At 41.2% G+C, this 25,240-nt stretch carries 26 protein-coding genes and 3 tRNA genes; 5 read left to right on the top strand and 24 right to left on the bottom strand.

Going from position 1 to position 25,240, the window contains the following annotated elements:
• Nucleotides 1-5: 5 nt before the first annotated feature.
• From ACWJAF_RS05575 to ACWJAF_RS05505, 15 genes are all read right to left on the bottom strand, one after another.
• The gene (locus tag ACWJAF_RS05575) at nucleotides 6-1,031 is read right to left on the bottom strand and encodes a LacI family DNA-binding transcriptional regulator (protein ID WP_448862732.1); all 1,026 of its coding nucleotides are present in this window, start codon (nucleotides 1,029-1,031) and stop codon (nucleotides 6-8) included.
• A 146-nt stretch (nucleotides 1,032-1,177) separates the two neighbouring features.
• Nucleotides 1,178-2,497 carry a phosphopyruvate hydratase gene (gene eno, locus ACWJAF_RS05570; protein ID WP_448862730.1) on the bottom strand — a complete coding sequence of 440 codons (1,320 nt, stop codon included), beginning with the start codon at nucleotides 2,495-2,497 and terminating at the stop codon, nucleotides 1,178-1,180.
• Nucleotides 2,498-2,816: 319 nt separating this feature from the next.
• On the bottom strand, nucleotides 2,817-3,239 hold the full coding sequence (locus tag ACWJAF_RS05565; protein ID WP_296032920.1) for a flavodoxin: 423 nt from the start codon (nucleotides 3,237-3,239) through the stop codon (nucleotides 2,817-2,819).
• A 33-nt stretch (nucleotides 3,240-3,272) separates the two neighbouring features.
• Nucleotides 3,273-3,839: a DUF3793 family protein gene (locus tag ACWJAF_RS05560; protein WP_448862728.1), complete on the bottom strand. Its 567-nt coding sequence runs from the start codon at nucleotides 3,837-3,839 to the stop codon at nucleotides 3,273-3,275.
• 193 nt (nucleotides 3,840-4,032) lie between these two features.
• Complete coding sequence (locus ACWJAF_RS05555; RefSeq protein WP_448862726.1) at nucleotides 4,033-4,674, bottom strand: potassium channel family protein; 642 nt, start codon at nucleotides 4,672-4,674, stop codon at nucleotides 4,033-4,035.
• A 15-nt stretch (nucleotides 4,675-4,689) separates the two neighbouring features.
• The gene (locus tag ACWJAF_RS05550; protein WP_448862724.1) at nucleotides 4,690-6,072 is read right to left on the bottom strand and encodes a TrkH family potassium uptake protein; all 1,383 of its coding nucleotides are present in this window, start codon (nucleotides 6,070-6,072) and stop codon (nucleotides 4,690-4,692) included.
• Between the two features lie 176 nt (nucleotides 6,073-6,248).
• Complete coding sequence (locus tag ACWJAF_RS05545) at nucleotides 6,249-8,327, bottom strand: heavy metal translocating P-type ATPase (protein WP_448862722.1); 2,079 nt, start codon at nucleotides 8,325-8,327, stop codon at nucleotides 6,249-6,251.
• A gap of 280 nt (nucleotides 8,328-8,607) precedes the next feature.
• The gene (locus ACWJAF_RS05540; protein WP_296032928.1) at nucleotides 8,608-8,949 is read right to left on the bottom strand and encodes a DUF6110 family protein; all 342 of its coding nucleotides are present in this window, start codon (nucleotides 8,947-8,949) and stop codon (nucleotides 8,608-8,610) included.
• 216 nt (nucleotides 8,950-9,165) lie between these two features.
• Nucleotides 9,166-9,567 carry a transcriptional repressor gene (locus ACWJAF_RS05535; RefSeq protein ID WP_296032929.1) on the bottom strand — a complete coding sequence of 134 codons (402 nt, stop codon included), beginning with the start codon at nucleotides 9,565-9,567 and terminating at the stop codon, nucleotides 9,166-9,168.
• A 32-nt stretch (nucleotides 9,568-9,599) separates the two neighbouring features.
• Nucleotides 9,600-9,962: a heavy-metal-associated domain-containing protein gene (locus ACWJAF_RS05530; RefSeq protein ID WP_296032930.1), complete on the bottom strand. Its 363-nt coding sequence runs from the start codon at nucleotides 9,960-9,962 to the stop codon at nucleotides 9,600-9,602.
• Between the two features lie 12 nt (nucleotides 9,963-9,974).
• Entirely contained in the window at nucleotides 9,975-10,136 is a 162-nt protein-coding gene (locus tag ACWJAF_RS05525) for a hypothetical protein (RefSeq protein WP_296032932.1), read from the bottom strand.
• A 14-nt stretch (nucleotides 10,137-10,150) separates the two neighbouring features.
• The gene (locus tag ACWJAF_RS05520) at nucleotides 10,151-10,360 is read right to left on the bottom strand and encodes a FeoB-associated Cys-rich membrane protein (RefSeq protein WP_296032934.1); all 210 of its coding nucleotides are present in this window, start codon (nucleotides 10,358-10,360) and stop codon (nucleotides 10,151-10,153) included.
• 60 nt (nucleotides 10,361-10,420) lie between these two features.
• The gene (feoB, locus tag ACWJAF_RS05515) at nucleotides 10,421-12,604 is read right to left on the bottom strand and encodes a ferrous iron transport protein B (RefSeq protein WP_448862719.1); all 2,184 of its coding nucleotides are present in this window, start codon (nucleotides 12,602-12,604) and stop codon (nucleotides 10,421-10,423) included.
• Between the two features lie 70 nt (nucleotides 12,605-12,674).
• Nucleotides 12,675-12,893 carry a FeoA family protein gene (locus tag ACWJAF_RS05510; protein WP_006428445.1) on the bottom strand — a complete coding sequence of 73 codons (219 nt, stop codon included), beginning with the start codon at nucleotides 12,891-12,893 and terminating at the stop codon, nucleotides 12,675-12,677.
• A gap of 58 nt (nucleotides 12,894-12,951) precedes the next feature.
• Nucleotides 12,952-13,161, bottom strand: coding sequence for a FeoA family protein (locus tag ACWJAF_RS05505; RefSeq protein WP_296032939.1), 210 nt, complete (start codon nucleotides 13,159-13,161; stop codon nucleotides 12,952-12,954).
• 252 nt (nucleotides 13,162-13,413) lie between these two features.
• Between ACWJAF_RS05505 and ACWJAF_RS05500 the strand changes: the two genes are divergently transcribed.
• Together ACWJAF_RS05500 and ACWJAF_RS05495 are read left to right on the top strand one after the other, a co-directional pair.
• Nucleotides 13,414-13,797 (top strand): metal-dependent transcriptional regulator, encoded by a 384-nt coding sequence (locus ACWJAF_RS05500; RefSeq protein WP_296093555.1) that lies wholly within the window; start codon nucleotides 13,414-13,416, stop codon nucleotides 13,795-13,797.
• Between the two features lie 75 nt (nucleotides 13,798-13,872).
• Nucleotides 13,873-14,397: a nitroreductase gene (locus ACWJAF_RS05495; RefSeq protein WP_448862716.1), complete on the top strand. Its 525-nt coding sequence runs from the start codon at nucleotides 13,873-13,875 to the stop codon at nucleotides 14,395-14,397.
• A 185-nt stretch (nucleotides 14,398-14,582) separates the two neighbouring features.
• On the opposite strand, the gene ACWJAF_RS05490 is transcribed toward ACWJAF_RS05495, so the two are convergent.
• From ACWJAF_RS05490 to ACWJAF_RS05475, 4 genes are all read right to left on the bottom strand, one after another.
• Nucleotides 14,583-14,656: transfer RNA gene (locus ACWJAF_RS05490), tRNA-Pro, on the bottom strand.
• A 64-nt stretch (nucleotides 14,657-14,720) separates the two neighbouring features.
• A tRNA-Gln gene (locus tag ACWJAF_RS05485) sits at nucleotides 14,721-14,791 on the bottom strand.
• Nucleotides 14,792-15,028: 237 nt separating this feature from the next.
• A tRNA-Gln gene (locus tag ACWJAF_RS05480) sits at nucleotides 15,029-15,099 on the bottom strand.
• 126 nt (nucleotides 15,100-15,225) lie between these two features.
• Nucleotides 15,226-16,557 (bottom strand): MATE family efflux transporter, encoded by a 1,332-nt coding sequence (locus ACWJAF_RS05475; RefSeq protein ID WP_448862714.1) that lies wholly within the window; start codon nucleotides 16,555-16,557, stop codon nucleotides 15,226-15,228.
• 139 nt (nucleotides 16,558-16,696) lie between these two features.
• Between ACWJAF_RS05475 and ACWJAF_RS05470 the strand changes: the two genes are divergently transcribed.
• Nucleotides 16,697-17,497 (top strand): MerR family transcriptional regulator, encoded by an 801-nt coding sequence (locus tag ACWJAF_RS05470; RefSeq protein ID WP_448862713.1) that lies wholly within the window; start codon nucleotides 16,697-16,699, stop codon nucleotides 17,495-17,497.
• Nucleotides 17,498-17,613: 116 nt separating this feature from the next.
• Here ACWJAF_RS05470 and ACWJAF_RS05465 read toward each other — a convergent pair whose 3' ends face one another.
• From ACWJAF_RS05465 to ACWJAF_RS05445, 5 genes are all read right to left on the bottom strand, one after another.
• On the bottom strand, nucleotides 17,614-18,828 hold the full coding sequence (locus ACWJAF_RS05465) for an LL-diaminopimelate aminotransferase (RefSeq protein ID WP_296031968.1): 1,215 nt from the start codon (nucleotides 18,826-18,828) through the stop codon (nucleotides 17,614-17,616).
• A 4-nt stretch (nucleotides 18,829-18,832) separates the two neighbouring features.
• On the bottom strand, nucleotides 18,833-19,681 hold the full coding sequence (gene dapF, locus ACWJAF_RS05460; protein ID WP_296031970.1) for a diaminopimelate epimerase: 849 nt from the start codon (nucleotides 19,679-19,681) through the stop codon (nucleotides 18,833-18,835).
• A 71-nt stretch (nucleotides 19,682-19,752) separates the two neighbouring features.
• Nucleotides 19,753-20,301, bottom strand: a complete 549-nt coding sequence (locus tag ACWJAF_RS05455) for an ANTAR domain-containing response regulator (protein ID WP_296031973.1) — start codon at nucleotides 20,299-20,301, stop codon at nucleotides 19,753-19,755.
• Between the two features lie 57 nt (nucleotides 20,302-20,358).
• Entirely contained in the window at nucleotides 20,359-21,690 is a 1,332-nt protein-coding gene (gene glnA, locus ACWJAF_RS05450; RefSeq protein WP_296031975.1) for a type I glutamate--ammonia ligase, read from the bottom strand.
• Nucleotides 21,691-21,778: 88 nt separating this feature from the next.
• Complete coding sequence (locus ACWJAF_RS05445; protein ID WP_448862710.1) at nucleotides 21,779-22,978, bottom strand: FprA family A-type flavoprotein; 1,200 nt, start codon at nucleotides 22,976-22,978, stop codon at nucleotides 21,779-21,781.
• Nucleotides 22,979-23,298: 320 nt separating this feature from the next.
• Here ACWJAF_RS05445 and ACWJAF_RS05440 point away from each other — a divergent pair, with 320 nt between their 5' ends.
• Nucleotides 23,299-24,384, top strand: coding sequence for a sensor histidine kinase (locus ACWJAF_RS05440; RefSeq protein WP_448862708.1), 1,086 nt, complete (start codon nucleotides 23,299-23,301; stop codon nucleotides 24,382-24,384).
• 2 nt (nucleotides 24,385-24,386) lie between these two features.
• Nucleotides 24,387-25,100, top strand: a complete 714-nt coding sequence (locus ACWJAF_RS05435) for a response regulator (protein WP_296031986.1) — start codon at nucleotides 24,387-24,389, stop codon at nucleotides 25,098-25,100.
• The last annotated feature ends 140 nt before the right edge of the window (nucleotides 25,101-25,240 follow it).

The following is a 25,240-nucleotide window of genomic DNA, read 5'->3' as shown; positions in this document are numbered from 1 at the left end:
CTGTATTACAGATTGTATTTCGTCTTGATATCGATGCCTGTATACAGATATTCTTTTTCCGGATACAGTCCGTTCAGTAAAATATCTGCAAGAATTCTAGGCGGTCTGTATCCCTGTTCAAACCCATTCTGGTCGATCAGGAAGTCCGCGGTTCCTTCTTTTAACAGTGCCTCATTTTTGGCTGTCTGGTCATAGATAACAACATACGGCCGCTGCTCGACTCCCAGCTTTTTAAATGCCTGCACGATTCCTTCCTGTCCTCCTGATACGACAAAGATTCCGTTGATTCCGGATATGCTCATCATTGCATTTTCAATTATGCGTTCTACTTCTTCTGCATTATTAAAACTTCCCTGCACACCTGCGATCTCAAGCTTCGGGGAAATGTTCTTTATCTCTTCTACGAATCCATCCACACGGGAATTATTCAACATACTGCTGAAATATCCTGTAATAACAAGAATTTTTCCGACACCTCTTGTCATCATCCCAAATAATCCTGCTGCCGTCTGTCCGCTTAATTTATTATCCATTCCGACAAAACAGCATCTCCTGGTTCCTACGATATCCGAGTTAAATGTTACTACCGGGATCTTCTTCTCATTCACCAGCCAGTTCAGCTTTTCCCTGACAGCTTCTGTATCTACCGGCATAAGTGCAAGTCCCTGGATGCCTTCTTTGACCAGCTCATCAATTGCACGCAGCTGATCATCTTCCCTTACAGAAGCATTCTCCTTGACCAGAACTTCCATACCAAGCTCTTCCAGTTCTTTTTTTCCGGTCTGAATCCCACGATTTACTTCCAGCATAAACGAAGATCCCGATAACTGCGTTACGATTCCGATTTTCTTTTTACCTGATGTGTTCTTTTGTCTTTTTCTTGATTTGTGCACATATCCCATCTCTTCTGCGGTTTTTTTCACCATTTCCGCCACTTCCGGATTGATTCTTCCCCGGTTATTCAGTGCCCGGTCTACGGTTCCTCTGGATACGCCCGCTCTTTCTGCAATCTGCTGTATTGTTACTGCCATATTCTTTTTCCTCACTAATTCATAATCTGTATATAATAATATCACACACGCAAAAAGCACGCAATATTGCATTGCGTGCTTTTCATATTTTGTAATCTTATACAATTATACCATTCATAAATGACTTCTTTATCCCGGCTTTCTTGTCATATTGCATAACAACAGCTATTATTTTTTACATTAAATGCTGCTTTTCCAGGATATACAGCACTTGCTCCAAGCTCTTCTTCGATTCTCAGTAACTGGTTATATTTTGCAACTCGTTCTGATCTTGAAGGTGCTCCTGTCTTGATCTGGCAGGTGTTCAGTGCTACTGCAAGATCTGCAATTGTTGTATCTTCTGTCTCTCCAGAACGGTGAGATGAGATTGCTGTGTATCCGGCTTTGTGAGCCATCTTGATTGCTTCTAACGTCTCTGATACAGATCCGATCTGGTTTAGCTTGATAAGAATTGAGTTACCGCATCCAAGTTCGATACCTTTGGAAAGTCTCTCTGTGTTCGTTACGAACAGGTCATCACCAACCAGCTGTACTTTGTCTCCAAGCTCGGCTGTCAGTTTCTGCCATCCTTCCCAGTCTTCTTCATCTAGTGCATCTTCGATAGAGATGATCGGATATTTATCTACCAGTTTCTTCCAGTGCTCAATGAGTTCTTCAGAAGTGAATTTTGTACCTGCCTTTGGAAGTACGTATTCTCCCTTCTTCTCACCTTTCCATTCAGAAGATGCTGCATCCATAGCAATCATAAAGTCTTTTCCAGGCTCATATCCTGCATCTTTTACTGCATCTAAGATATACTGGATTGCTTCTTCATCAGATGCAAGGTCCGGTGCGAATCCACCTTCATCACCTACGGAAGTTGCAAGTCCTTTTGATTTTAATAATGCTGCCAGTGCATGGAATACTTCTGCACACCAGCGGAGTGCTTCTTTGAAGCTTGGTGCTCCTACAGGCATGATCATAAATTCCTGTACGTCAACTGTGTTGGCTGCATGTGCACCACCATTTAATATATTCATCATAGGTACCGGAAGTCTGTTACCATTTACTCCACCTAAGAAACGGTAAAGCGGAATCTCAAGTGCATTTGCTGCTGCACGTGCACTTGCAATGGATACTGCAAGGATTGCATTTGCTCCTAAGTTGGATTTGTCTTTTGTTCCATCTGCTGCGATCATTGCTGCATCTACTGCATAGATGTCTGATGCATCTACACCTTTCAGTGCATCGTTAATCACTGTATTTATATTTTCTACGGCTTTTACTACACCTTTTCCACCGAAGCGTGATTTGTCTCCATCACGAAGTTCCAGTGCTTCGAACTCTCCTGTAGATGCACCGCTTGGGGCTGCGCCTCTTCCTACAGTTCCGTCTAACAGGTATACTTCTGCCTCTACTGTCGGATTTCCTCTCGAATCAATAATCTCTCTTCCAATAACCTTCTCAATTGCTAAAAAATTCTCCATGTCAAGATCCTTTCCCATGGAACTACTTCTGCCTCTCTTGCTCAGGGATGAGACAGAAGGAGTCTGCCATGATTTATTCACACGATAGTTAGATTCTTCTAACTATCGTTAGCATAGCATAACAACAAGAGTAAATCAAGAAGAATTTGCGAATCAAAAATGAGAAAAATAACCATTAGTCCTTTTTACACAAAAAAGACGGTAACCAGAATTTTTCTGATCACCGCTCAAAAGGATATATATGTATGTCGGATTTTTCAATTATGAAACTAAATCACCCGGGACAGATAAAAAGCCGCTTTTCACGTCCCCACTGGCTTTAGCAAAGAGCTTTTCCAAGTGCCTGGCAAGCTGCTACTGCTTCATCGTCTGGTGCTTCATTCGCCAGTACGCAGTCACATGCAAGAACAGCTCCGTCACCTTTACATGTCTCTTCCCATGTTCTCATCCATTCTCCGTCTCCCCAACCGTAAGATCCGAAGAGTGCGATCTTCTTACCGCTAAGTTTTCCTTCACAGTCTGAGAACATTGGCTCGAATTCACTGTCTTCCAGTTCTTCAGCTCCCATAGCAGGGCATCCGAATGCGATTGCATCGTATGCATCCATCTTGTCTGCACCAAATTCTGCTGCTGTTAAGACATCAACTTCTGCTCCTGCTGCCTTTGCGCCTTCTGCTACTTCGTTAGCCATTGCCTCTGTGTTACCTGTTCCACTCCAATATACTACTGCTATTTTACTCATTGTTTTTTACCTCTTTCATAAAATATTTATATGTCAGGCAGCTACTGTAAGCTGCAAAACACTTCTGCCCTGCTGCCAGAGACGCATATAGACATCTCTGCACTTTTTATATTTTGCAAATGTTTTCTGGCATTCGCACTCATCGCAATATACTTTCCAGCATCCCACACATTTGAAGTTGCGTCCCTGGTTCACGATGAATCCGATGACGTCTCCCAGTGGGTAATCCAGAAAAATCCCGATTTCATGTGGAAATTCATTATTTTCCCCGATTCTAGACTTTAACCGGTTCAATGCATATTCCACTTCCGTGCTTTCATAGCCATACTTTTTCAGGAACTTAAAAACTCCCGGCCGGTTCAGACTGACCTCAAGCTGTTTCTTTCGATAGACATATACCAGCACACGGTTTTCCTGTCTTCGTAATACATACAGACGAATTCCCTTTTCTTTCATACGCTGGTTCCAGAATGCGATCTGATCTTCCACATCTGTACCATCTGCAAATGTCATGTTAAATAAATTTGCTGATTTCATTGATGCCAGTGTTGCCGAACAATGTTCTATCAGGCACTTCTCAATCAGATATCGGTTTGCCATTTTAGTTTCTCCTAACATTTGTTAGTTTTATCTAACATCTTATATCTGGATACTATATCATTCTTCTCCTGTTGTCAAGAATTATGTATAAAAAAAGAAGCTTAATGACATAAATACTCATTAAACTTCTCGGATTGTAAACATTTTTTGCAAAACCGTCTCATATGCATAATATTTCAAATACGGCTCTTTCTTATAATGCTTCTAACGCTGCATTAGATCCAACCAAAATCAAAACCATCTCTTTTCGTAACACTTCTGACGGATCTGGATTGACTTCTACATGCGCCCCGCTTTTAATTCCTACAACATTCACTTCATAGTTCCGGCGCACATCCAGTTCTTTTAAAGTTTTTCCGCTCCATTTAGCAGGCATTGGAGTTTCCACTATACTATAATCTGGAGATAGTGCAATCCAGTCTGTAAAACTGGCTGACATAAGATTCTTTGCCAGACGGACTCCCATTTCTTTCTCCGGAAAAATGATGGTATCTACACCGATTTTCCTTAATACCGTTGCATGACGGTTATTTTTTGCTTTTGCAATCACGTTCGGTACTCCAATTTCCTTACACTCAAGTGCTGCCATAATACTTGCTTCCAGACTTTCTGCTTCAGCAATCACAACAGCGTCCAGATTTCTTGTTCCAAGAGATCTGATAAATTCTGGATCTCCAATATCTGCCTGCATCGCATATGGTACCGAATCAGCAATTCCGTTTACCCGCTCCATATCTTTATCTACAGCAATTACCTCACATCCCAGTTTTTGTAATTCTAATGCAATGCTTTCTCCAAAACTGCCCAGACCAAATACTGCAAATTGTTTCTTCATCTCTATTCCTCCTTATTACCCAATTATAATCTTTTCCGTTGGAAGTGTCCGCATCTTTTCTTTTAAATTCACCTTTCCTGTAAATAATAATGCAATGGTCATAGGGCCGACACGTCCTATATACATCAACAGCATCAGCACACACTTGCTTCCTATCCGTAAGTGTGGTGTCAGATCCTGCGAGAGTCCAACTGTTGCCATTGCAGATGCAGTCTCATACATGATTTTCTGAAATGAAATTGTATCCGGCTCAATAACAGCAACAAGTGTTATTCCTGTTATGTATATCCCTAATGCGAGCATAATTGCAACAAATGCTACATGAAAGTTTTCTTCATCCACTTTTCTCCGGAAACATTCAATATCATGACCTCCTCGAAGCATTGTATGAAATGCTAGAAATAAAAGCGCAAATGTTGTCGTCTTAAGACCACCTGCAGTTCCTCCTGGAGAACCGCCTATAAACATCAAAATAATATTAAAAAAACCAGTTTCTTCGTACATCCCAGACTGCTGAAATGTACTAAACCCAGCCGTTCTGGTTGTCACAGCCTGAAATGCGGAAGCCATCAATTTCTGTCTGATATTAAAATGCCCGATCGTTGCCGGATTATGATACTCCAGCGCAAAGTTCAAAACTGTCCCTGCCATCAATAAGAATACCGTTGTAACTATCGTTATTTTTGAATGTAACTTAAGTCTGGTAAACCACCATTTTCCGGGAATTTCCCGATGCCAGATCTTCTTTCCGTTATCAATCACATCATACCACACTGTAAAACCAATTCCGCCAAGGATAATCAACAACATTGTTGTAATATTAATCAAAGGGTCTGTTGCGTATCTTGCCAGACTGTCATCTCCAAGGATGTCAATTCCTGCGTTGCAAAATGCAGAAATCGAATGAAAAATTCCATACCAGATTCCTTTCATAACTCCATAGTCCCGAATAAATTGTATGGCGTAAAAAACGGCTCCAATTCCTTCTACTACTACTGTCCCAATCAAAATTTTACGTACCATGCCTACCAGACCACCGAGAGAATCCATATTATAAGCTTCTTGAATAACAATTCTCTCTTTTACTGTAATCTTTCTTTTCAAAATCATAAAAAATGCAGTAATGCATGCAATTACGCCCAGTCCTCCAATCTGAATTAAAATCAGTAAAATTACTTTTCCTGTAATTGTAAATTGGTATTTGGGAACGATCGTAACCAATCCTGTCACACATACCGATGATGTTGATGTAAAAAGCGCATCCAGAAAACTGATCGGTTTTTTGTTAGATACCGGCAACCATAAAAGCACTGCTCCAAGAAAAATTACACTCATAAAACCAACTGCCAGAATTTTCATGGTATTCCATCTGATATTTTGTTTTCTTGTTTTCTTCATTTATGTTATTCCTCTTTCTGCTTTAATCTTCTCAAATTGATTATCTTTTAATCTACGCTTGCACTCTGCAAAAGTCAACAGTTATTCTTCCTTAATTGAAATGAACAGGGACGGCTTTTGTCATCCCTGTTCATTTCTCTATCCATTATTTTTAGATATTTTTTCATATTGTTTCTTTACTCATCGAGCAGATTCTGCATACTTCTAAGTCCAATGATCAGAGTAGATGTATTATGAAGTAATGCGGATGTTGTCGGCATGATGATACCTGCTACACCAAGTGCGATCAGTCCTGCATTGAATCCAACAATCGTGTGATAATTGTGGCTGATTCTCTTGATCAGACCGTTACTGATCTTCTTTAATGTAACCAGTTCTTTTAAATTATCTGCGCCAACGGTAATATCGGCAATTTCTCTTGCAATCTCCGCTCCATCGCTGATTGCGATTCCTACATTAGCTGCCGAAAGTGCCGGTGAATCGTTGATACCATCACCGATCATAATAACTTTACGTCCGGCTGCTTTTTCTCTTTCACAGAAGTCCGCTTTATCTTCCGGTAATACTTCTGCGTAATATTCATCTACACCAACACGCTTTGCAATAGCCTTTGCTGTACGTTCGCTGTCACCTGTCATCATGACAATTTTGCTAAGTCCGGCTTTTCGCAGTTCACGGATCACTTCTACTGCTTCATCGCGCAGTGGATCTTCGATACAGATTACAGCTGCAAGCTTTCCTTCAATCGCCATATACAGATGTGAATATTCTTCCGGAAGGTTTTCAAATTTTTCTTCCATGCCTTCTGGTATTACTACATTTTCATCTTCAAACACAAAGTGATAGCTTCCGATTACGGCTTTCTTGCCTTCAATCTGTGTTGAGATACCGTGAGCGACAATATACTCAACTTTTGAATGCATTTCTTCATGATCCAGATGCTTTGCTTTTGCTGCGCTGACAACTGCTTTTGCCATAGAATGAGGGAAATGCTCCTCCAGGCATGCAGCAATACGAAGCAATTCATCTCCACTCATACCATTGAATGATACGACTTCTGCAACTGTCGGTTTTGCTTTGGTAAGTGTACCGGTCTTATCGAATACGATCGTATCTGCCTCTGCGACTGCCTCCAGGTATTTTCCACCTTTTACTGTAATCTTGTACATACCTGCTTCACGGATTGCAGACAATACAGAGATTGGCATTGCAAGCTTTAATGCACATGAAAAATCTACCATCAGGATAGACAGTGCTTTTGTTGCGTTTCTTGTAAGCAGATAAGTAAGGGCTGTACCGCCAAGTGAATATGGCACCAGTTTGTCTGCAAGATGTTCTGCACGGCTTTCCAGTCCGGATTTTAACTTCTCGGATTCTTCGATCATGGCTGCAATCTTTTCATAACGGCTGGAACCACCTACTGCTTTGACGTTAACTGTAACTTCGCCTTCTTCTACTACGGTTCCGGCATATACGTAGTTACCCTGTGCGCGTCTTACCGGTACAGATTCTCCTGTCAGGGAAGCCTGATTGATCATAGCTTCTCCCTCTGCAACTTCCCCATCGAACGGAATAACATTTCCCATGTGTACAACGACCTGATCGCCTGCTTTGATCTGGTTTGCCGGTACAAGAACAGCCTGACCGCCTGTCTTTAACCATACTTTTCCTACATTTAACGACATGGTTCTTGCAAGATCATCTACGGATTTCTTATGCGTCCACTCTTCTAAGAGTTCACCGATTCCAAGAAGGAACATAATGGATCCTGCTGTGCTAAAGTCATTTCTTAAGATAGATACGCCGATAGCTGTTGCATCCAGAACCGGAACTTCTATCTTTCTTTCCATCAGTGTCTTGATACCTTTCCAGATATATTTTGCAGACATAATGGTTGTATATGCTGCTGAGATCGGATATGGCAGTAAGAACTTTCTTCCATAGTGGAAGATGATCTTATTCACCAGTTTTTCCTGATACTCTGCATTCATCTTTCTTCCGGATGTTTCCAGTAATCCATTTGGAACTTCTACTTCTTCGTAACGGAATTTTCTAAGTCCTTCGATTACATCTTCTCTTTTTCCGGTATAATGAATCGTTGCATCCGCAGTTCTGTCATATACATCTGCGCGGAATACACCATCTATATTCTGTAAATAGAAAAGAAGAATATCTGCCTGTTCAGTAGTCATGCGCTTCTGCTCCATGTGAACACGGATTCTTCCTCTTATCTCATGTTTAATCTTAAATTTCATGTTTGTCACCTCTGAATACAGGAAATTTTATATGTAATCAACCTGTCTGACCCGCTTTAACATTTTTATAATCTGTCAGGATTTTTACAGGCAACATTTCTCCCGCAAAAGCACCTGCAGAGTATCCGCAGGTGCTTTATTATATACCAAAGTATGCAGGAGAATTTGCCTCTTTTCCCCGGAGCGTGTCTTAAAATGCTTTCTGCAAAATATATGTCACACTCTAAACTATCCCAAGCAGGCTCTGCAGGTATATTAACATTCTATTATCCGAAGTATCTTATGCTTCTGTTGCTTCTTCTGTTGCTGCTTCTGCTGTTTCTTCTGCAGCTTCTTCTGTCTCTACTTCGCAAAAATCATCTACAACTTCTGCTTCTGCAGCTACTGCTCTGTCTTCGTTGATCTGTTTTGCTTCTGCTAAGATATCTCCTGCATTCTCCTGAACGTTAGTTGCTGTCTTCATTACACATGATTTTGCTCTTAATACAGCAGCTGTACAATTTGTGTATAATTTCTTTGCATCATCACTTGTTAAGATTTTGATTCCGGCTGTTCCGAAAGCTACTCCTGCTGCAAAAAGTCCTGGTTTTTTCCAATTGATATCTTTAATAGATTTTAACATAATTTGTTACCTCCGTTGTATTTTATTATTTTTCATACATTGCAAAAAAGACTTCCTTTATGTACTGACAGTCATTTTTTGTTTCTGCCAATTATAGCACCACAGGAAGCCTTTTGCAAATGTTTATTTTTTTATTGAAATTTCTTTATCAATAAGGTTTTTATACCAAAGTATGCAAGAGAAGTTGCCAGTGGCAAGTTCTCTGTATTATTTTTTCTATGATTGTACAGTTACGCTTCTTACTTTCTGTTCATCCACATAACCACAAGCCTTTAATCCTGCCAGAATGACTGCATTCCAGTTCTTTGCTGACAGATGCTGTATTGTATCATCATCTAATTCGATTGTACATGCATTCTGCATATCACAATCCGGATTGCAGGCAACCTTATACATATTTCTGCGGTTGATTGCTCCGATCTCTTCCAGCTTGTTAATCATTCTGTACACAGTTGCTGTGCCGATACTTGGATCAATCTTGGATGCGCGGTAATAGATTTCTTTGCAGCAGGAACAGTTCTCTTCCAGAATGATATCCAAAAGCATAAGCCGCTGCTTGGTGATCCTGCATCCGCTGGCTTTTAGTTTCTGTACAATCGCTTCTTTTGCCTTATCCATCTGTCGACCTCCTAACGTATCTTTCCTGCATCCTAGTTCGTAATGGATGCAACCTGAAAGCCTGCTTTTTCTACTGCTTTTTTCAGATCTGCATCTGCAATATCACGGTCATAGGATACTACTGCTTCTTTTTTCTTTAAGTCTACTCTCGCTGAAGCACCTTCGATCTCATTCAGTGCCTTTTTCACTGACTGTACGCAGTGATCACAACTCATACCTTCAATATGAACTGTCTTCTTTCCGATCACCGGATTCTTCAGTTCTTTATCATCGGTTTTAATGATACCAGTTCCGCCTCCGCAGCAAGGACTGTCACCTTTAAAATGTTTGATTGCTCCCTTCAGTGCGAAAACAAGAACAACAATTATAATTAATACGACTATAATATTTGCCATTTCTACATCCCTCTATTCTTTACTCCCGTCATCGTCCATGACGAACTGTTCGTCTCTTTTTTTCTCCTGACGTTTTTTGAACCAGAGAAATACCTGGTAAATAGAAACACCCACAATGTAAAGGACGATCACGATCGCAAACAGATAGAACATAGAGCCTGTCGAATTGCCCATCCTTACCAGCTCCTTTATTTGCTATACATATTTTCGATCATCTTTTTCACTTCTTCAGGATCTGAACTGCAGCATCCACCGCCGCATCCACTGCATCCGGCACATCCGCCGCCACATCCCTGGATGACTCCATTTTTAAATCTCTTAATAATTCCGTATACCACATACGCGCAATATCCAAATATTAATGCTGCAATAATGATATTTGCTAAAATGGCTACCATGAAAACTGCCTCCTTCAAAGGGAAAACCGGACGTATTCATCTACGTCCGGTTCGCTCTACTTATGCATTTACAGAACGTTTTGAATAAACTTTCTGATTCTTATATGGGTCCGGTCTGAATAACATAAACAGCATTACTGCTACTACTATGAATGCTACTACTGTACCAACTCCAAATCCGCCGCCAGTTACTAATGTACCGATCTGGTATACACAAAGTGTTACAAGATAAGCGAATGCATTCTGGAACAGGATTGCAAACCAGAACCATTTCTTAGACTGCATCTGCTGTGCCATAGTTGCAATGGCTGCCAGACAAGGTGAATCTAACAGGTTGAATAACAGGAATGAAAATGCTGCTACTGCGCTTGGGAACCATGTCTGAATTGCCTGAGCTACTGTTACAGTATCTTCTGACTGGCTCTCTGCTACGTTAGCAAGTACACCCATTGTTGAAACGATTGCTTCTTTTGCTGTGAATCCAGAAAGAGAAGCTGCTACTGGCTGCCACTCTCCAAATCCAAGTGGTGCAAAGATTGGTGCGATTACTCCACCGATTACAGCAAGTAAGCTGTCTGCACTGTCATCTACCATTCCGAATCCGCCGCCTGCAAATCCGAAGTTACCAAGGATCCACATTACTACTGTAGCAAGAAGCAGGATTGTTCCGGCTTTGATGATGAATCCTTTCAGTCTCTCCCATACGTGAAGAAGAACTGTCTTAGCCTGTGGAATATGGTACTGTGGAAGTTCCATTACGAATGGTGCTGGTTTTCCTGAGAATGGTTTTGTCTTCTTCAGGATGATTGCTGCTACTAATACTGCTACGATACCTACGAAGTACATGATAGGTGCCATGAATCCACCTGCTGTGTAACTTCCTGTTGCGTAGCTTGTCATAACTCCACCCATCAGAGCGATAACTGGTAATTTAGCTCCACATGGAATAAATGTTGCTGTCATAATTGTCAGACGTCTGTCATTGTCCTGCTCAATGGTCTTAGAAGCCATGATTCCAGGAATACCACAACCTGATGAAATCAGAAGTGGGATGAAACTCTTACCAGACAGTCCGAAGTGTCTGAATACACGGTCCATAACGAATGCGATACGTACCATATATCCGCAGTCTTCCAGGATAGAAAGGAAGAGGAACAGGATAGCCATCTGAGGAACGAATCCAAGTACGGCTCCGAGACCACCGATGATACCGTCAACTACTAATCCTTCCAGAACACTGTTTACGCCGACTGATTCAAGTCCTTTTGATACAATATCCTGAATAGCACCTACGAATGTATCATTTGTCCAGTCTGTTACGATTGTACCGATTGTTGTTACGGAAATGTAGTAAACAACGAACATAACTGCGATGAAGATCGGGATACCAAGAATACGGTTTGTTACGATTCTATCGATCTTATCTGATGTTGTTAATTTATCTTTTCCCTTTTTAACAGTTGTGTCTACGACTTTCTGGATGAATTTGTAACGTTCATCTGTTACGATACTTTCCATATCATCGTCGTGTTTTGTTTCAAGATCTTTTCTGTCTTTGTCAACTGCTGCTTTTGCTGCTGCCGAAAGATTCATACTTTCTACAACTTTGCTGTCGTTCTCAAGGAATTTAACAGCATACCATCTCTTCTTATCTTCAGAGATAGAATCTGGGAGAACTCCTTTTACATTTGTGATAGCTTCTTCCAGTTCTTTTGAGAAGATTTCTCTTGGAAGATCAACTTCTTTTTTGTTTGCAACTTTGATCGCTGTCTCAACCAAAGCATCCAGTCCTGTCTGTTTCAGAGCTGAAGTCTCAACGATCGGACAATCTAATAACATAGAAAGTCTCTTTGTATCAATCTTGATTCCTCTCTTTTCCAGAAGGTCTGTCATGTTAAGTGCGATAACTACCGGCACACCTGTCTCGATCAGCTGTGTAGCAAGATACAGGTTACGCTCGATATTTGTTGAATCCACCAGGTCGATGATAACATCCGGATTATCATTTAAGATATAATCACGGCTGACTACCTCTTCCAGTGTATATGGTGAAAGAGAATAGATACCCGGAAGGTCTGTTACGATGATGTCATCGTTCTTTCTCTTTCCTTTTAATTTTCCCTCTTTTTTCTCTACTGTAACACCTGGCCAGTTACCAACATACTGGTTGGCACCCGTTAAGGCGTTAAACATTGTGGTTTTACCACAGTTTGGGTTTCCCGCAAGTGCGATCTTAATTCCCATCCCTTATTTACCTCCTTGAACGTATATTTTCTGTGACGTTATGTATCTGTCAGTCCATTCGGTAAGATATTTATTTTACCTGTACACACTGAGCATCATCTTTTCTTACAGAAAGCTCATATCCTCTGACTGTAATCTCTACAGGATCTCCAAGTGGAGCCACCTTTCTGATATACAGCTCGCTTCCTTTTGTAATGCCCATGTCCATAATACGGCGCTTGTATGCGCTGTCCCCTTCAATCTTCGTTACAACAACTGTACTTCCAACTTTTGCATCACCTAAAGTCATTGCTGTTTCTCCTTTCCTTAGATTGTTAGTATCTATAATACAGCAGACACCCAGGTCCTTAGATCATGATGTGCCGCGCCATATCCTCATTTACTGCCACTCTGGAGTCTTTGATATTTACGATCACATTGCCTCCGATCTTCGACAGTACAACAACTTCCGCTCCTGCAACAAATCCAAGATTCGCCAGAAAACGTCTTGTCTCTTCATTTCCACCAATACGTGAAATTGTGTTTGTTTCACCGATACCGGCCATTGTAAGTGGCATAATAACACCTCGTTTTCTTTATGTATGATTTTTTGTATTTTCCCATCACTTTGATAAGGATTTTGATAATGATAAATGTTTTCATTATCCTCTGCAATAGTTAGTATATGCTAACACTCATTAGCTGTCAACAACTTTATTTCATTTTATTGAATATTTTTTCTCAATAAGAATTTTCTTTGATTTGCCAGTAGTTTCGAACTATGGTATACTAAATGCAATGTTAGCGTATGAAGGAGGGAATGACTTATTATGAACAACAATGTATTAAATGAATCCGCAGAGAACTACCTTGAGACGATTCTGATACTAAGCCAGAAACTACCTGTAGTGCGTTCCGTAGATATTGCCAACGAGCTTGGGTTTAAAAAGTCAAGCGTCAGTGTTGCCATGAAGAACCTTCGTGAGAAGGAACATATTAAAGTAGATGAGCAGGGATTTATTCATTTGACACCATCCGGCCTGGAGATTGCAAATATGATTTATGAACGCCACACACTTTTATCATCCTGGCTTACACGTCTTGGTGTACCAGCGGATGTCGCTGCAGCTGATGCATGCAAGATGGAGCATGTAGTCAGCAAAGAAAGTTTCGAAGCGATCAAAAAACATGTACATAACAATCAGGAAATATAATCATTTATTTTCATTTTTGTTTCGGTTATATTTTGAAATTCTATTTTCATCTTTATTGCAAAGGAGTCTTGATTTATGAACGAAAGTATTAAGAATATGATAGAACGCCGCAGCATCCACAGCTTCAAACCGGACGCTATGGTTTCCAAAGAAGACATGGACGCAATCATTGAAGCAGGAACCTACGCTGCAACCGGTATGGGCATGCAGTCACCAATCATTATCGCTGTTACCAACAAAGAGACACGTGATCAGCTTTCAAAGATGAATGCCACTATCATGAGAAGAGACATGGATCCGTTCTATGGCGCACCGGTTGTCCTGATTGTATTGGCAGATAAGAACCGACCTACACATATATATGACGGAAGCCTTGTGATGGGGAATCTCATGAACGCTGCTGCTTCTCTTGGCATCGGAAGCTGCTGGATCCACCGTGCAAAAGAGGAGTTTGAATCAGAAGAAGGCAAAGCACTTCTGAAAAAATGGGGCATCGAAGGTGATTATGAGGGAATTGGACATTGCGTACTTGGCTATCCGGATGGAGATGTGCCAAAAGCGAAACCTCGTAAAGAGAATTATGTGTATTATGTAGATTAATAAAATAATAAGTACAAAAAAGGAATCCCAGATCGCTATGATCTCCGGGATTCCTTTTTACTCTATTTATGCTTCTTTCCATACTTCTTCTGCAATCTCTTTTACCTGTTTTGCATGGATATAGAGTAGTATGACTTCCAAATACAAAAAAATACAGTACCTATACCAGATACTGTATCATTCAATCGGAGTGACGTGATTCGAACACGCGACCTCTACGTCCCGAACGTAGCGCTCTACCAAGCTGAGCCACACTCCGATATATTCAATTTAAAAAGTAACCGGACACTTCCTAGAAAGTATCCGGCGCCCCTGCCAAGGAACTACGGATAGAGGACTCGAACCTCTACTAACAGAGTCAGAGTCTGCTGTGCTGCCATTACACCAATCCGCATTAGTGTTATGTTCTGCGTTGTTCAGCGAACAAATATTATTATACTGATTTTCCACAAAAAGTCAATAGGTTATTTTGAATTTTTCAATTTTTTTCAACAATACCGAGAACTTGCCACTGGCAACTCCTTCCGGATGCATGGCAATACAGAGAACTTGCCACTGGCAACTTTTCTTGCATACTTTGGTATGGCAAAAAACCGGATACCTCTTAACGAAGCACCCGGTCTTTCAATAACTACGGATAGAGGACTCGAACCTCTACTAACAGAGTCAGAGTCTGCTGTGCTGCCATTACACCAATCCGCATCAATGTGACTTTTCTCTGTTGGTCTTAAGTTGTCCAACGAATATTTATTATACTCGTTTGCAGAGAAAAGTCAATAGGTATTTTTAATTTTTTTAAATTTTTTCAATTTTTTCAATTTGGATTTTTCAAAACCCCTGCTTATTTTCCTTTTTTCTGTACCGCCGATAAAATCCCAATGCCAGCACCAGACAGCAGCTCTCAGCAATCACCGGTGCCCACCAGATTGCCTCACCGCCAAATACCGCCGTAAGGAACACCAGACTGATCACCAGCGCAACCAGACTTCTTGTAAGCGAGATCATCGTTGCAAAGCCTGCCCTTTCCACAGAAGTAAAATATCCTCCCAGAACCACATTAAGTCCCGCAAGCAGGAAAGAAAGGATAAAAATGCGGAATACCTTCACTGAATATGTGATCAGAGATGCTTCACTCTCTTTCAAAAACAATCTTACAATGCCTCCCGCTCCCGCATAACATACGATCACCGCTCCTACGGAACCCACCAGCGCCGCCGTGATTCCGTATTTCAAAAGCTTCTTATATTTTACCGGTTCATTTTTCCCGTAATAGTAGCTGATCAATGGCTGCGATCCCTGCGCAATGCCAGCCATGGACATGACAACAATTGTATTCACATACGAGATGATCGTGTAGCTTACCAGCGCATATTCCCCGATATATTTCAGAATTGCCTGATTAAAAAAGAAGATAATTATACCACTTGAGAATTCCGTCACGCCGGACGACATTCCATTACGGATCTGACGCAGGATTTCCGATGGCATCAGATGGAATTTCGCGAATCTTATCGTTCCTTTCGGACCAAGGAAGTGCCACAGATACAAGATGATCACTGCAGCCTGCGAAATTCCCGTCGCAAATGCAGCTCCCCAGACCCCTTTATGCAATACCATGACCAGAATATAATCCAGAATACAATTTAGGACTGCTCCCGAAGTCACATAGATCGTTGCAAGCTTAGGATAACCATCTGTCTTGATCAAGGTCTCAAATGAATATGACAGGATGTATGCCAGTGAAAACGGTGCAATCGTTCCGATATAGGTTTTTGCATACGGAAGAATGTTATCCGTAGCTCCTAAAAATCTTGCAAATGGTTCCAGAAACAGCGTGACCAAAATTGTGATCAGAACCGACAAGATACATAGGAGAACAACATTCTGGGTAAATACTTCATTTGCCCTTTTTTTCTCTCCCTGTCCCAGAAAAATTGCCACAATCGTCGAATTTCCCACCGCAAACAGGATCGAGATAGAAAACAGTCCTGTCGTAAACGGCATGGAGATGTTCACTGCTGTCAGCGCTACCTCCGATACACCTCTGGCCACGAAGATACCATCTACCATCGTATAGAGTGAGAATACCCACTGTGCGATGATCGATGGGATGATAAAACGTAAAAAATCACTTTTTAAAGACTTTCCCTCAAGTCTCATGAATAAAACCTCATTTCTTTTTGCTTATTTCTTTTTCCCAGTTTTTCTTTCATTTATACTCTAAACCCTGGTATAATTCTAAGGTCAAGCACTATATTTTTTATCAAATTTTTTTATCAAACTTCATCAGGTAAAACATATGAAACAATTTTACAAAATTAACGAAATATCCAAACTATACAATATCGGTCCGGATTCCCTGCGTTATTATGAAAAGCTGGGACTTCTGACCCCAATGCGCGGACAAAATAATTACCGTCTCTATACCCTGGATGATCTCTGGCGGCTGAACATCATCCGCGACCTGAGACGGCTTGGATTTCCCATGGGAAAAATACATGAATATATCAACAACCGGAACGTAGAAAATACGCAAAAACTTCTGGAAGAAGAATTAGATGCCATTCATCTGCAGATTCAGGAATTGCAAAAGCTCCAAAAAAGCGTAGAAGAACGGTTACAGACATTATCAGGTGCAAAAGAACAGACACTATGCAAGATCCGTCTGCAAACTTTTCCAGACCGTTATTGCCATACACTAGATACTCCTTACCACACAGATGAGGAAATGGATTTTCTGGTAAAACAATTGTTAAGCCAAAACACAGAGAATCTCTATATCATCAGCAATCATAATATCGGGTCTTTCCTTCCATTGGAAGAAACCAAAAAAGGATGCTATGAGAATTATTCGGGTGTATTTATCATTGACAGTTCAGGAAATTACTGTCTGGAGGGCGGCACTTATCTTACCTTTACTTATGCCGGAGACTACCGGCAGAATGCTACTTATATTCCCGAACTTTTAAACTATGCAGCAGATCACGGATTTATTCCGGACAGCCCCCTTCTTGAGCTGATCTGGGTGGATAATCATCAGTCTGCGGATATTTCAGAACATATTACAGAACTTCAGCTAAGAGTGCTTCCCAAAAACTAACCCGAAAAACGGCCGGTATTCATATACGCTGTCTTTCCGCATATGAATACCGGCCGGCTTTTTATATTATATTCGTGACTGTTATCAAAGATTGATTCTCTTAATTCTTCGAAATATTACATCTTCTTAATTCTTTCAATTGCTGCAACTGTGTTCTCATAAGTTCCGAATGCAGTCAGACGGAAGTATCCTTCTCCGCTTGGTCCGAATCCTGATCCAGGAGTACCTACTACATTGGCTTTATCAAGCAGATAATCGAAGAAATCCCATGATGTCATTCCCTTTGGTGTCTCCAGCCAGATGTATGGTGCATTGACACCACCTGATACATTGTATCCGGCATCTTTCAGTCCTTCTTTGATTACTTTTGCATTATTCATGTAATAAGCAACCTGAGCACTTAACTGCTCTTTTCCAGCTTCTGAATATACAGCTTCTCCTGCCTTCTGGATAATGTAAGATGTTCCGTTGAATTTCGTTCCGTGACGTCTTGCCCACAGAGAATGTAACATCACATCTCCTGACTTGATGTCTTTTGGAATTACAGTTGCACTCAGACGTACACCTGTGAATCCTGCATTCTTAGAGAAACTTCTGATCTCGATCGCACAGGTTCTTGCACCGTCACACTCATAAATAGAATGTGGTACTTCTTTTTCTGAAATATATGCTTCATAAGCTGCATCGTAGATGATCACAGCTCCGACCTTATTGGCATAGTCTACCCATGTCTGCAGCTGTTCTCTTGTTACAGTAGAACCTGTCGGGTTGTTCGGGAAGCACAGATAGATGATATCTGGTGTCTCTTTTGGAATCTCCGGTGCAAAGTTTGTCTCTTTTGTACAAGGCATATAGATGACATTGCTCCATGTTCCTGTTGCCGCATCATATGTACCTGTACGTCCTGCCATAACATTTGTATCTACATAAACCGGATATACTGGGTCACATACAGCGATCTTGCTGTCTTTTGAAAAGATCTCCTGGATATTACCACAATCCTCTTTTGCTCCATCAGAAATGAAAATCTCATCTGCCTTGATGTCACATCCTTTTGCCTGGTAATCATTCTTAGCCATAGCACTTCTTAAGAATTCATATCCAAGATCCGGTGCATATCCGTGGAACGTATCTGCATGGGCCATCTCATCCACTGCTCCGTGCAATGCATCAATAATTGCCGGTGCCAGAGGCTGTGTTACATCACCGATACTTAACTTAATAATCTCAGCTTCCGGATGTGCTGCCTGATATTCACGCTGTTTTCTTGCTACTGTTGAGAACAGATAGCTTCCTGGTAACTTCAAATAATCCTGGTTTACTTTAAACATCTTCTTACTCCTTTATCTCTGTAATGTCTATCACGCCGTCGAATACAACTTTTGCAGGTCCTGTCATAAATACACGGTCCTTTTCTTTATCCCATTCGATCTGCAAGTCTCCACCTAATAATTTTACCGTAACTTGCGTATCTGTCAAGTTATTTAATATACTTGCTACTGCCACGGCACATGCCCCGGTTCCACATGCAAGTGTTTCACCTGAACCACGTTCCCATACACGCATCTCTACGGTATGTCTGTCAATGCAGCGTACGAACTCTGTATTAATGCGCTTTGGAAATCTCTCATGATTTTCGAATTTTGGTCCGATTGTTTCCAGATCCAGATTTTTTACATCATCCACATAGATAACTGTATGTGGATTTCCCATGGATACACCTGTCATGCGGTATTCTTTTCCATCCACCTCGATCGGTTCGTCAAGCACCTGTTCATTATCCGATACGATTGGAATCAGTTCTGCCTTAAGCTCTGGTTTTCCCATATCTACTTTGACCAGCGCAACTTTTCCATCTTCCACTGTAAGATCCAGATACTTGATTCCTCCAAGTGTTTCTACCGAAATCTGTGTCTTATCGGTAAGTCCGTAATCATAGACATATTTTGCCACACAACGGATTCCGTTTCCACACATTTCACCACGGGAACCGTCTGCATTATACATCTCCATCTCAAAGTCGGCTACTTTTGACGGATTGATCATAATCAGTCCATCTGATCCGATTCCAAAATGTCTGTCACTGACGAATCTGGCCACTGCCGGTGGATTGTCTATCTTTTCCTCAAAGCAGTTCACATAGACATAATCATTGCCCAGTCCATGCATTTTTGTAAATTTCATATATTTTTCTCCTTTATTTCTGCTGCAACACGCTTTTACATATATTTTCGGCGTATTTTCCTGTTCATTTATTACTCTGCCATAATACTCAGAACCATCTCTGCTGTCTCTACCATATTCGTACCACTGTCCATGCTGCTCTTCTGGAGATATCTGTGGGCTTCTCCTTCTGACATGTTATTACGCGCCATCAGAAGTTCCTTTGCCCGGCGGATCGTCTCCTGCTGCTTTGGATCCCGGTTCTTTAGTTCTTTCTTTCGTTTTTTACGCCTTCTATCCATAGACTGAAGCATCATGTTCATGGTATTCAAAAGATCATATACCTTGATCGGTGTGGAAAGACCTACCACTCCTTCCACATCCCCGCTGCTCCACTTATCCTGAGATGCCACCAGAAGCATCTCAAACGAATCTGGTAAATATTCCCGAAGCTGTGTATACATCATATCTTTCATGCGGTATCCGCAGACTACGATTCCATCGTCCACCGTATCCGCATAGTGCATAGCTTGTGCACCGGTGGTACACACGCCGATCACATCCATGCCCCCTCTGGCCAGCAGATTCCTGATATTCGTCGCATTATCTTTATTCGGAAATACAACAATAATCCCTGTCACTCTGCCACCTCCTGTTAGATACTCTTTTGCCCGTTCCTTTTGTGTGCAAAATCCGTATTACAGTAAGTGCAGGTATTTTTCAAGTTCCCAGTCTGTGATCTGGATTCTGTAATCCTGATATTCACTTGTCTTTGCCTCAATATATTTTCTGGAAAGATCTTCTCCTAAGATTTCCTGGATAAATGTATCTTTCTGGAATTCTTTTGCAGCCTCTCTTAAGCTTCCCGGCAGTTTCTCGATTCCAAAAATTTTGCGTTCTTCATCTGTCATCTCGTATACATTGCGGTTTACGGCCTTTGGCGGCATTATCCCCTGTTTGATTCCATCCAGTCCGGCTGCCAGACATACTGCCAGGGCCAGGTATGGATTCGCTGAAGGATCCGGGTTGCGAAGCTCTACTCTTGTATATTCCCCACGTGTTCCAGGAATACGGATCAGTGGTGTACGGTTCTTTGCTGACCATGCAATGTATACAGGTGCCTCATAGCCAGGGATCAGACGCTTGTAAGAATTGACACTTGGATTGGTAATAAATGTCATTGCCTTCATATGCTTCATAATTCCACCGATAAAACAGTATGCCTCTTTACTTAGCCCGCATTCATCCTTTGCATCCTGGAATACATTGATTCCATCCCTGCTGATGGACATATTAAGGTGCATACCGGAACCATTGATTCCAAACTTCGGTTTTGGCATAAATGTTGCATGTAAGCCGTGACGCTTGGCGATCGTCTTAACAACCAGCTTGAATGTCATGATATTATCTGCCGTTGTCAGTGCTTCATCATAACGGAAATCAATCTCATGCTGTGCAGGTGCTGCCTCATGATGAGAAGATTCGATTTCAAATCCCATATCTTCTAATGTCAGTACCATATCACGTCTTGCATTTTCTCCAAGGTCTAAAGGCCCCAGATCAAAATATCCGGCACTTTCATGTGAAAGAGTAGTCGGAAGTCCATCATCATCTGTATGGAATAAGAAGAATTCAAGCTCTGGTCCGACATTGAACTCATAGCCCATCTCCTTTGCATCTTCCATCACTTTCTTAAGAATATATCTTGGATCACTCTCATACGGAGTTCCATCCGGCTTATAGACATCACAGATCAGACGTGCAACCTTTCCCTGCTGTGGTCTCCACGGAAATATCTCAAATGTATTCAGATCCGGATACAGATACATATCCGATTCTTCCACTCTTGCAAATCCTTCGATCGATGAGCCGTCAAACATGATTTCGTTATTCAAAGCTTTATCTAACTGGCTTGTGGTAATCGCAATGTTCTTCATGGTTCCGAAAATGTCTGTAAACTGTAAGCGGATAAATCCTACATCCTCTTCTTCTACCATTCTTAATATGTCTTCTCTTGTGTAATTGTTCATTCTACCGACCTCCACTCGATATCTCTCTTTTTCTGGCATAACATCCGACATTGTTATCTTCTGTCATCATCTTCCTTACGCATAGCAATTACATTGCATCCACTATCTGCTGTGCAAATGCATCTAATACATCTTCCTGGTCTGCTTTTAATGCAGATTTGATAGACAGTTTCTGATCCAGAATTGTCATATTTTTCATCTCTTCTAACTGTTTTACGATCTGCTTTCCGGCTGTTGCAGCCCATGTTCCGTTATCCATAACGGCTACCGTTCTGTTCTGTACTGCCAGTGCCTTCATATGTGCAAGCAGATTCTCAATTGGCGGATAGATGCCTCCATTATAAGTCGGGCATGCGATCACTACGTGACTGACACGGAAGATCTCTGCGATCAATTCTGATACATCTGTCTTTGATGCATCGTATACTGCAATATTTTTGATGCCCTTTGCACCAAGCTTCGCAGCAAGTGCATCTGCTGCCTGTTCTGTATGTCCATAGATTGAACCATAGATGATTGCAACTGCCTGATCTTCCGGCTCGTATCTGCTCCATTTGTCATGCTTTTCGATAAAATAATTCAGGTTGCTTCTCCATACTGGTCCGTGAAGAGAACAGATCATCTGGATATCCAGTCCGGATGCTTTCTTTAAAAGTGCCTGTACCTGCATGCCATATTTTCCAACAATATTGGTAAAGTATCTTCTTGCATCATCAATCCAGTCTTTTTCAAAATCCACATCATCATTGAACAAATTACCGTTCAATGCGCCAAAAGTTCCGAATGCATCTGCTGAGAACAGGATTTTTTCAGAATCTTCATAGGAAACCATAACTTCCGGCCAGTGAACCATCGGTGCCATTACAAAGTGCAGTGTATGGCTTCCAAGTTCCAGTGTATCGCCTTCTTTTACAACTACCTGTCTTCCTTCCAGATCCGCCTCAAAGAACTGTCCGATCATCTGCATGGTTTTTGCATTTCCTACTACCTTTGCATCCGGATATATTTCAAGGATTCTCTGGATATTCGCACAGTGGTCCGGTTCCATATGCTGCACTACGAGATAGTCAAGCTTCTCCCCGTTCAGTGCATATTTTACATTTTCAATAAACTGTTCTGATGCGGATGCATCTACTGTATCCATCAACGTATTCTTCTCATCCCTGATCAGATATGCATTATAAGATACCCCTCTTGGAATTGGAAATAAGTTCTCGAATAAATTTAATCTTCTATCATTTGCGCCTACCCAGATCACACGATCTGTTACATTTCTGGTACACTGCATTGTTCATTCCTCCTGTTCACTTCTACTTAATTACTTCTTGTGTCATAATATCATATTTTACACCTTATTATCACACAAACTTTCGTCAATTACGCATTAAATTCAGTACAAACCGAACAAATTTATGATACCTTTCATATTGAGTGGGTTTCAAACTTTGCAGAACCCGCCACCTGCGTGTGTCTGAAAAATGAATCGTATTCCAATGTTTTCCGGCCTTTTGCCTCCTGCATCTTTATATTATTGAAATTGATGATATAATGATGCCAGAGTTAAATTCAAAAATCCTGTCTGTACCGCAGCCAGGGAAAGGAGAACTTATGAAACAATCCTCTTCTTTGTTATCCAAACATCATATCCTTCATGATATTCTCTTTACAATTGGGATTCTGATACTGGCATCTTTTTTGTCTTTTTCATTTTTCCATGTTACCAGAAGCGATCCCGCTAATATTGCACTGATCTATAATCTTGCTCTTATCATCATTGCAAGATTTACAACCGGTTATCTTTATGGTATTATTTCTTCTTTGTTCTGCGTTGTATTTATTAACTGGTGTTTTACATTTCCGTATTTTACGGTGAATTTTACACTGAGTGGATATCCTGTTACCTTTCTTGTTATGCTGTCTATTGCGCTGATTGTATGCACAATGACCACGCAGCTCAAAAAACAGGATAAGATGATACTGGAACGCGAACGTGAGATCAGCGAAGTAGAAAAAGAACGTATACGTGCCAATCTGCTGCGTGCGATTTCCCATGATCTGCGTACACCGCTTACTTCAATTATCGGGTCCTCGGATTCTTTTATAGAAAATTATAAAGATCTGTCGGACCAGGAAAAATTAAGCCTTGTATCTACGATTAACGAGGACTCCCACTGGCTTTTAAATATGGTCGAAAATCTTCTGTCCGTTACACGTATCCAGGATGATACCGGCACGGTAAAAAAAGAAGATGAAGTAGTAGAAGAAGTGGTATCAGAAGCAATCATCCGCTTAAAAAAACGTATCCCGGATATCAAGATCCACGTACAGGCCCCTGAAGCTGTACTGATCATCCCTATGGATCCACTTCTGATTGAACAGGTGCTTATGAATCTGATGGAAAATGCTTTCGTACATTCCGAAAGTACCGCTCCTATTGATCTTAAGATCACCGAAGAAGCCGACTATGTTATATTTCATGTGATGGATTATGGAAAAGGGATTGATGAACATGCAATTTCTCTGATATTAAAAGGGGAATATACTGCCCCCAAGATCTCGGATACGCATCGTGGAATGGGAATCGGCCTTTCCATCTGTAATACGATTGTCCAGGCTCACGGCGGACAGATTACCGCACGTAATCACGACAGCGGTGCCCAGTTTTCATTTACATTACCGAAGGAGGAAGCTTAGTTATGAATGACAGCTATTCAATCTTAATCATAGAAGACGAAAAAAATATCCTGGATTTTATGTCCAAAACATTAAAATCCAACGGATATAAAACCACTACTACCGATTCTGGAAAAGCAGCTCTTGCCATTATCAACTCAGGATGTCCGGATCTGATTCTTTTAGATCTTGGTCTTCCGGATATGGACGGCAATGAGATCATCTCTTCCGTCCGCAAATGGACCAGTTGCCCGATCATCGTCATCTCTGCAAGAACCGGGGAGCATGATAAAGTGACTGCTCTGGATCTTGGTGCAGACGATTATATTACCAAACCCTTTGGTACTTCTGAGCTACTGGCAAGAATCCGTACATCCCTGCGCCACAGCAACCGCATGACATCGAACTCTCCTTTATATATCCGTCCTTATAAATGTCAGGGACTGGTACTGGATTTTGAAAAAAGAATGGTGACTCTGGATGGTGAAGAGATCCATCTGACACCGGTAGAATATAAGATCGTCGCTTACCTTGCAAAAAACTCCGGAAAGGTTATAACATATGCCTCTGTAATGGCTAACGTCTGGGGTCCATATACAGACAGTAACAACCGGATCCTGCGTGTTAATATGGCCAATATCCGCCGCAAGATCGAACGCAATCCGTCACAGCCACAGTTCCTGTTTACCGAAGTAGGAGTCGGCTACCGTATGTGCGAAGACGAAAACGAGGTCTAGCAGAAATAATTCCGTATGATTTTTCCAATCGGAATGCGAAGCATTGGCAAAATCGTTACTATTACTATTTGCCAGGTGTATAAATAGTAACATGCTAAGAAGGTGTTAAGGAAGACGTAAAAGTCTATACATTTCTTTTA

The sequence above is a fragment of the Dorea sp. genome (assembly GCF_977044405.1).
Note: the sequence above shows the minus strand (reverse complement) of the source record. Positions and strands in the feature narration are given on the sequence as shown.

Excerpts from the sequence above, each read along its gene's own strand:
- ACWJAF_RS05575 (WP_448862732.1), bottom strand. The coding sequence starts at position 1,031 with ATGGCAGTAACAATACAGCAGATTGCAGAAAGAGCGGGCGTATCCAGA.
- eno (WP_448862730.1), bottom strand. The coding sequence starts at position 2,497 with ATGGAGAATTTTTTAGCAATTGAGAAGGTTATTGGAAGAGAGATTATT.
- ACWJAF_RS05565 (WP_296032920.1), bottom strand. The coding sequence starts at position 3,239 with ATGAGTAAAATAGCAGTAGTATATTGGAGTGGAACAGGTAACACAGAG.
- ACWJAF_RS05560 (WP_448862728.1), bottom strand. The coding sequence starts at position 3,839 with ATGGCAAACCGATATCTGATTGAGAAGTGCCTGATAGAACATTGTTCG.
- ACWJAF_RS05555 (WP_448862726.1), bottom strand. The coding sequence starts at position 4,674 with ATGAAGAAACAATTTGCAGTATTTGGTCTGGGCAGTTTTGGAGAAAGC.
- ACWJAF_RS05550 (WP_448862724.1), bottom strand. The coding sequence starts at position 6,072 with ATGAAGAAAACAAGAAAACAAAATATCAGATGGAATACCATGAAAATT.
- ACWJAF_RS05545 (WP_448862722.1), bottom strand. The coding sequence starts at position 8,327 with ATGAAATTTAAGATTAAACATGAGATAAGAGGAAGAATCCGTGTTCAC.
- ACWJAF_RS05540 (WP_296032928.1), bottom strand. The coding sequence starts at position 8,949 with ATGTTAAAATCTATTAAAGATATCAATTGGAAAAAACCAGGACTTTTT.
- ACWJAF_RS05535 (WP_296032929.1), bottom strand. The coding sequence starts at position 9,567 with ATGGATAAGGCAAAAGAAGCGATTGTACAGAAACTAAAAGCCAGCGGA.
- ACWJAF_RS05530 (WP_296032930.1), bottom strand. The coding sequence starts at position 9,962 with ATGGCAAATATTATAGTCGTATTAATTATAATTGTTGTTCTTGTTTTC.
- ACWJAF_RS05525 (WP_296032932.1), bottom strand. The coding sequence starts at position 10,136 with ATGGGCAATTCGACAGGCTCTATGTTCTATCTGTTTGCGATCGTGATC.
- ACWJAF_RS05520 (WP_296032934.1), bottom strand. The coding sequence starts at position 10,360 with ATGGTAGCCATTTTAGCAAATATCATTATTGCAGCATTAATATTTGGA.
- feoB (WP_448862719.1), bottom strand. The coding sequence starts at position 12,604 with ATGGGAATTAAGATCGCACTTGCGGGAAACCCAAACTGTGGTAAAACC.
- ACWJAF_RS05510 (WP_006428445.1), bottom strand. The coding sequence starts at position 12,893 with ATGACTTTAGGTGATGCAAAAGTTGGAAGTACAGTTGTTGTAACGAAG.
- ACWJAF_RS05505 (WP_296032939.1), bottom strand. The coding sequence starts at position 13,161 with ATGCCACTTACAATGGCCGGTATCGGTGAAACAAACACAATTTCACGT.
- ACWJAF_RS05500 (WP_296093555.1), top strand. The coding sequence starts at position 13,414 with ATGAACAACAATGTATTAAATGAATCCGCAGAGAACTACCTTGAGACG.
- ACWJAF_RS05495 (WP_448862716.1), top strand. The coding sequence starts at position 13,873 with ATGAACGAAAGTATTAAGAATATGATAGAACGCCGCAGCATCCACAGC.
- ACWJAF_RS05475 (WP_448862714.1), bottom strand. The coding sequence starts at position 16,557 with ATGAGACTTGAGGGAAAGTCTTTAAAAAGTGATTTTTTACGTTTTATC.
- ACWJAF_RS05470 (WP_448862713.1), top strand. The coding sequence starts at position 16,697 with ATGAAACAATTTTACAAAATTAACGAAATATCCAAACTATACAATATC.
- ACWJAF_RS05465 (WP_296031968.1), bottom strand. The coding sequence starts at position 18,828 with ATGTTTAAAGTAAACCAGGATTATTTGAAGTTACCAGGAAGCTATCTG.
- dapF (WP_296031970.1), bottom strand. The coding sequence starts at position 19,681 with ATGAAATTTACAAAAATGCATGGACTGGGCAATGATTATGTCTATGTG.
- glnA (WP_296031975.1), bottom strand. The coding sequence starts at position 21,690 with ATGAACAATTACACAAGAGAAGACATATTAAGAATGGTAGAAGAAGAG.
- ACWJAF_RS05445 (WP_448862710.1), bottom strand. The coding sequence starts at position 22,978 with ATGCAGTGTACCAGAAATGTAACAGATCGTGTGATCTGGGTAGGCGCA.
- ACWJAF_RS05440 (WP_448862708.1), top strand. The coding sequence starts at position 23,299 with ATGAAACAATCCTCTTCTTTGTTATCCAAACATCATATCCTTCATGAT.
- ACWJAF_RS05435 (WP_296031986.1), top strand. The coding sequence starts at position 24,387 with ATGAATGACAGCTATTCAATCTTAATCATAGAAGACGAAAAAAATATC.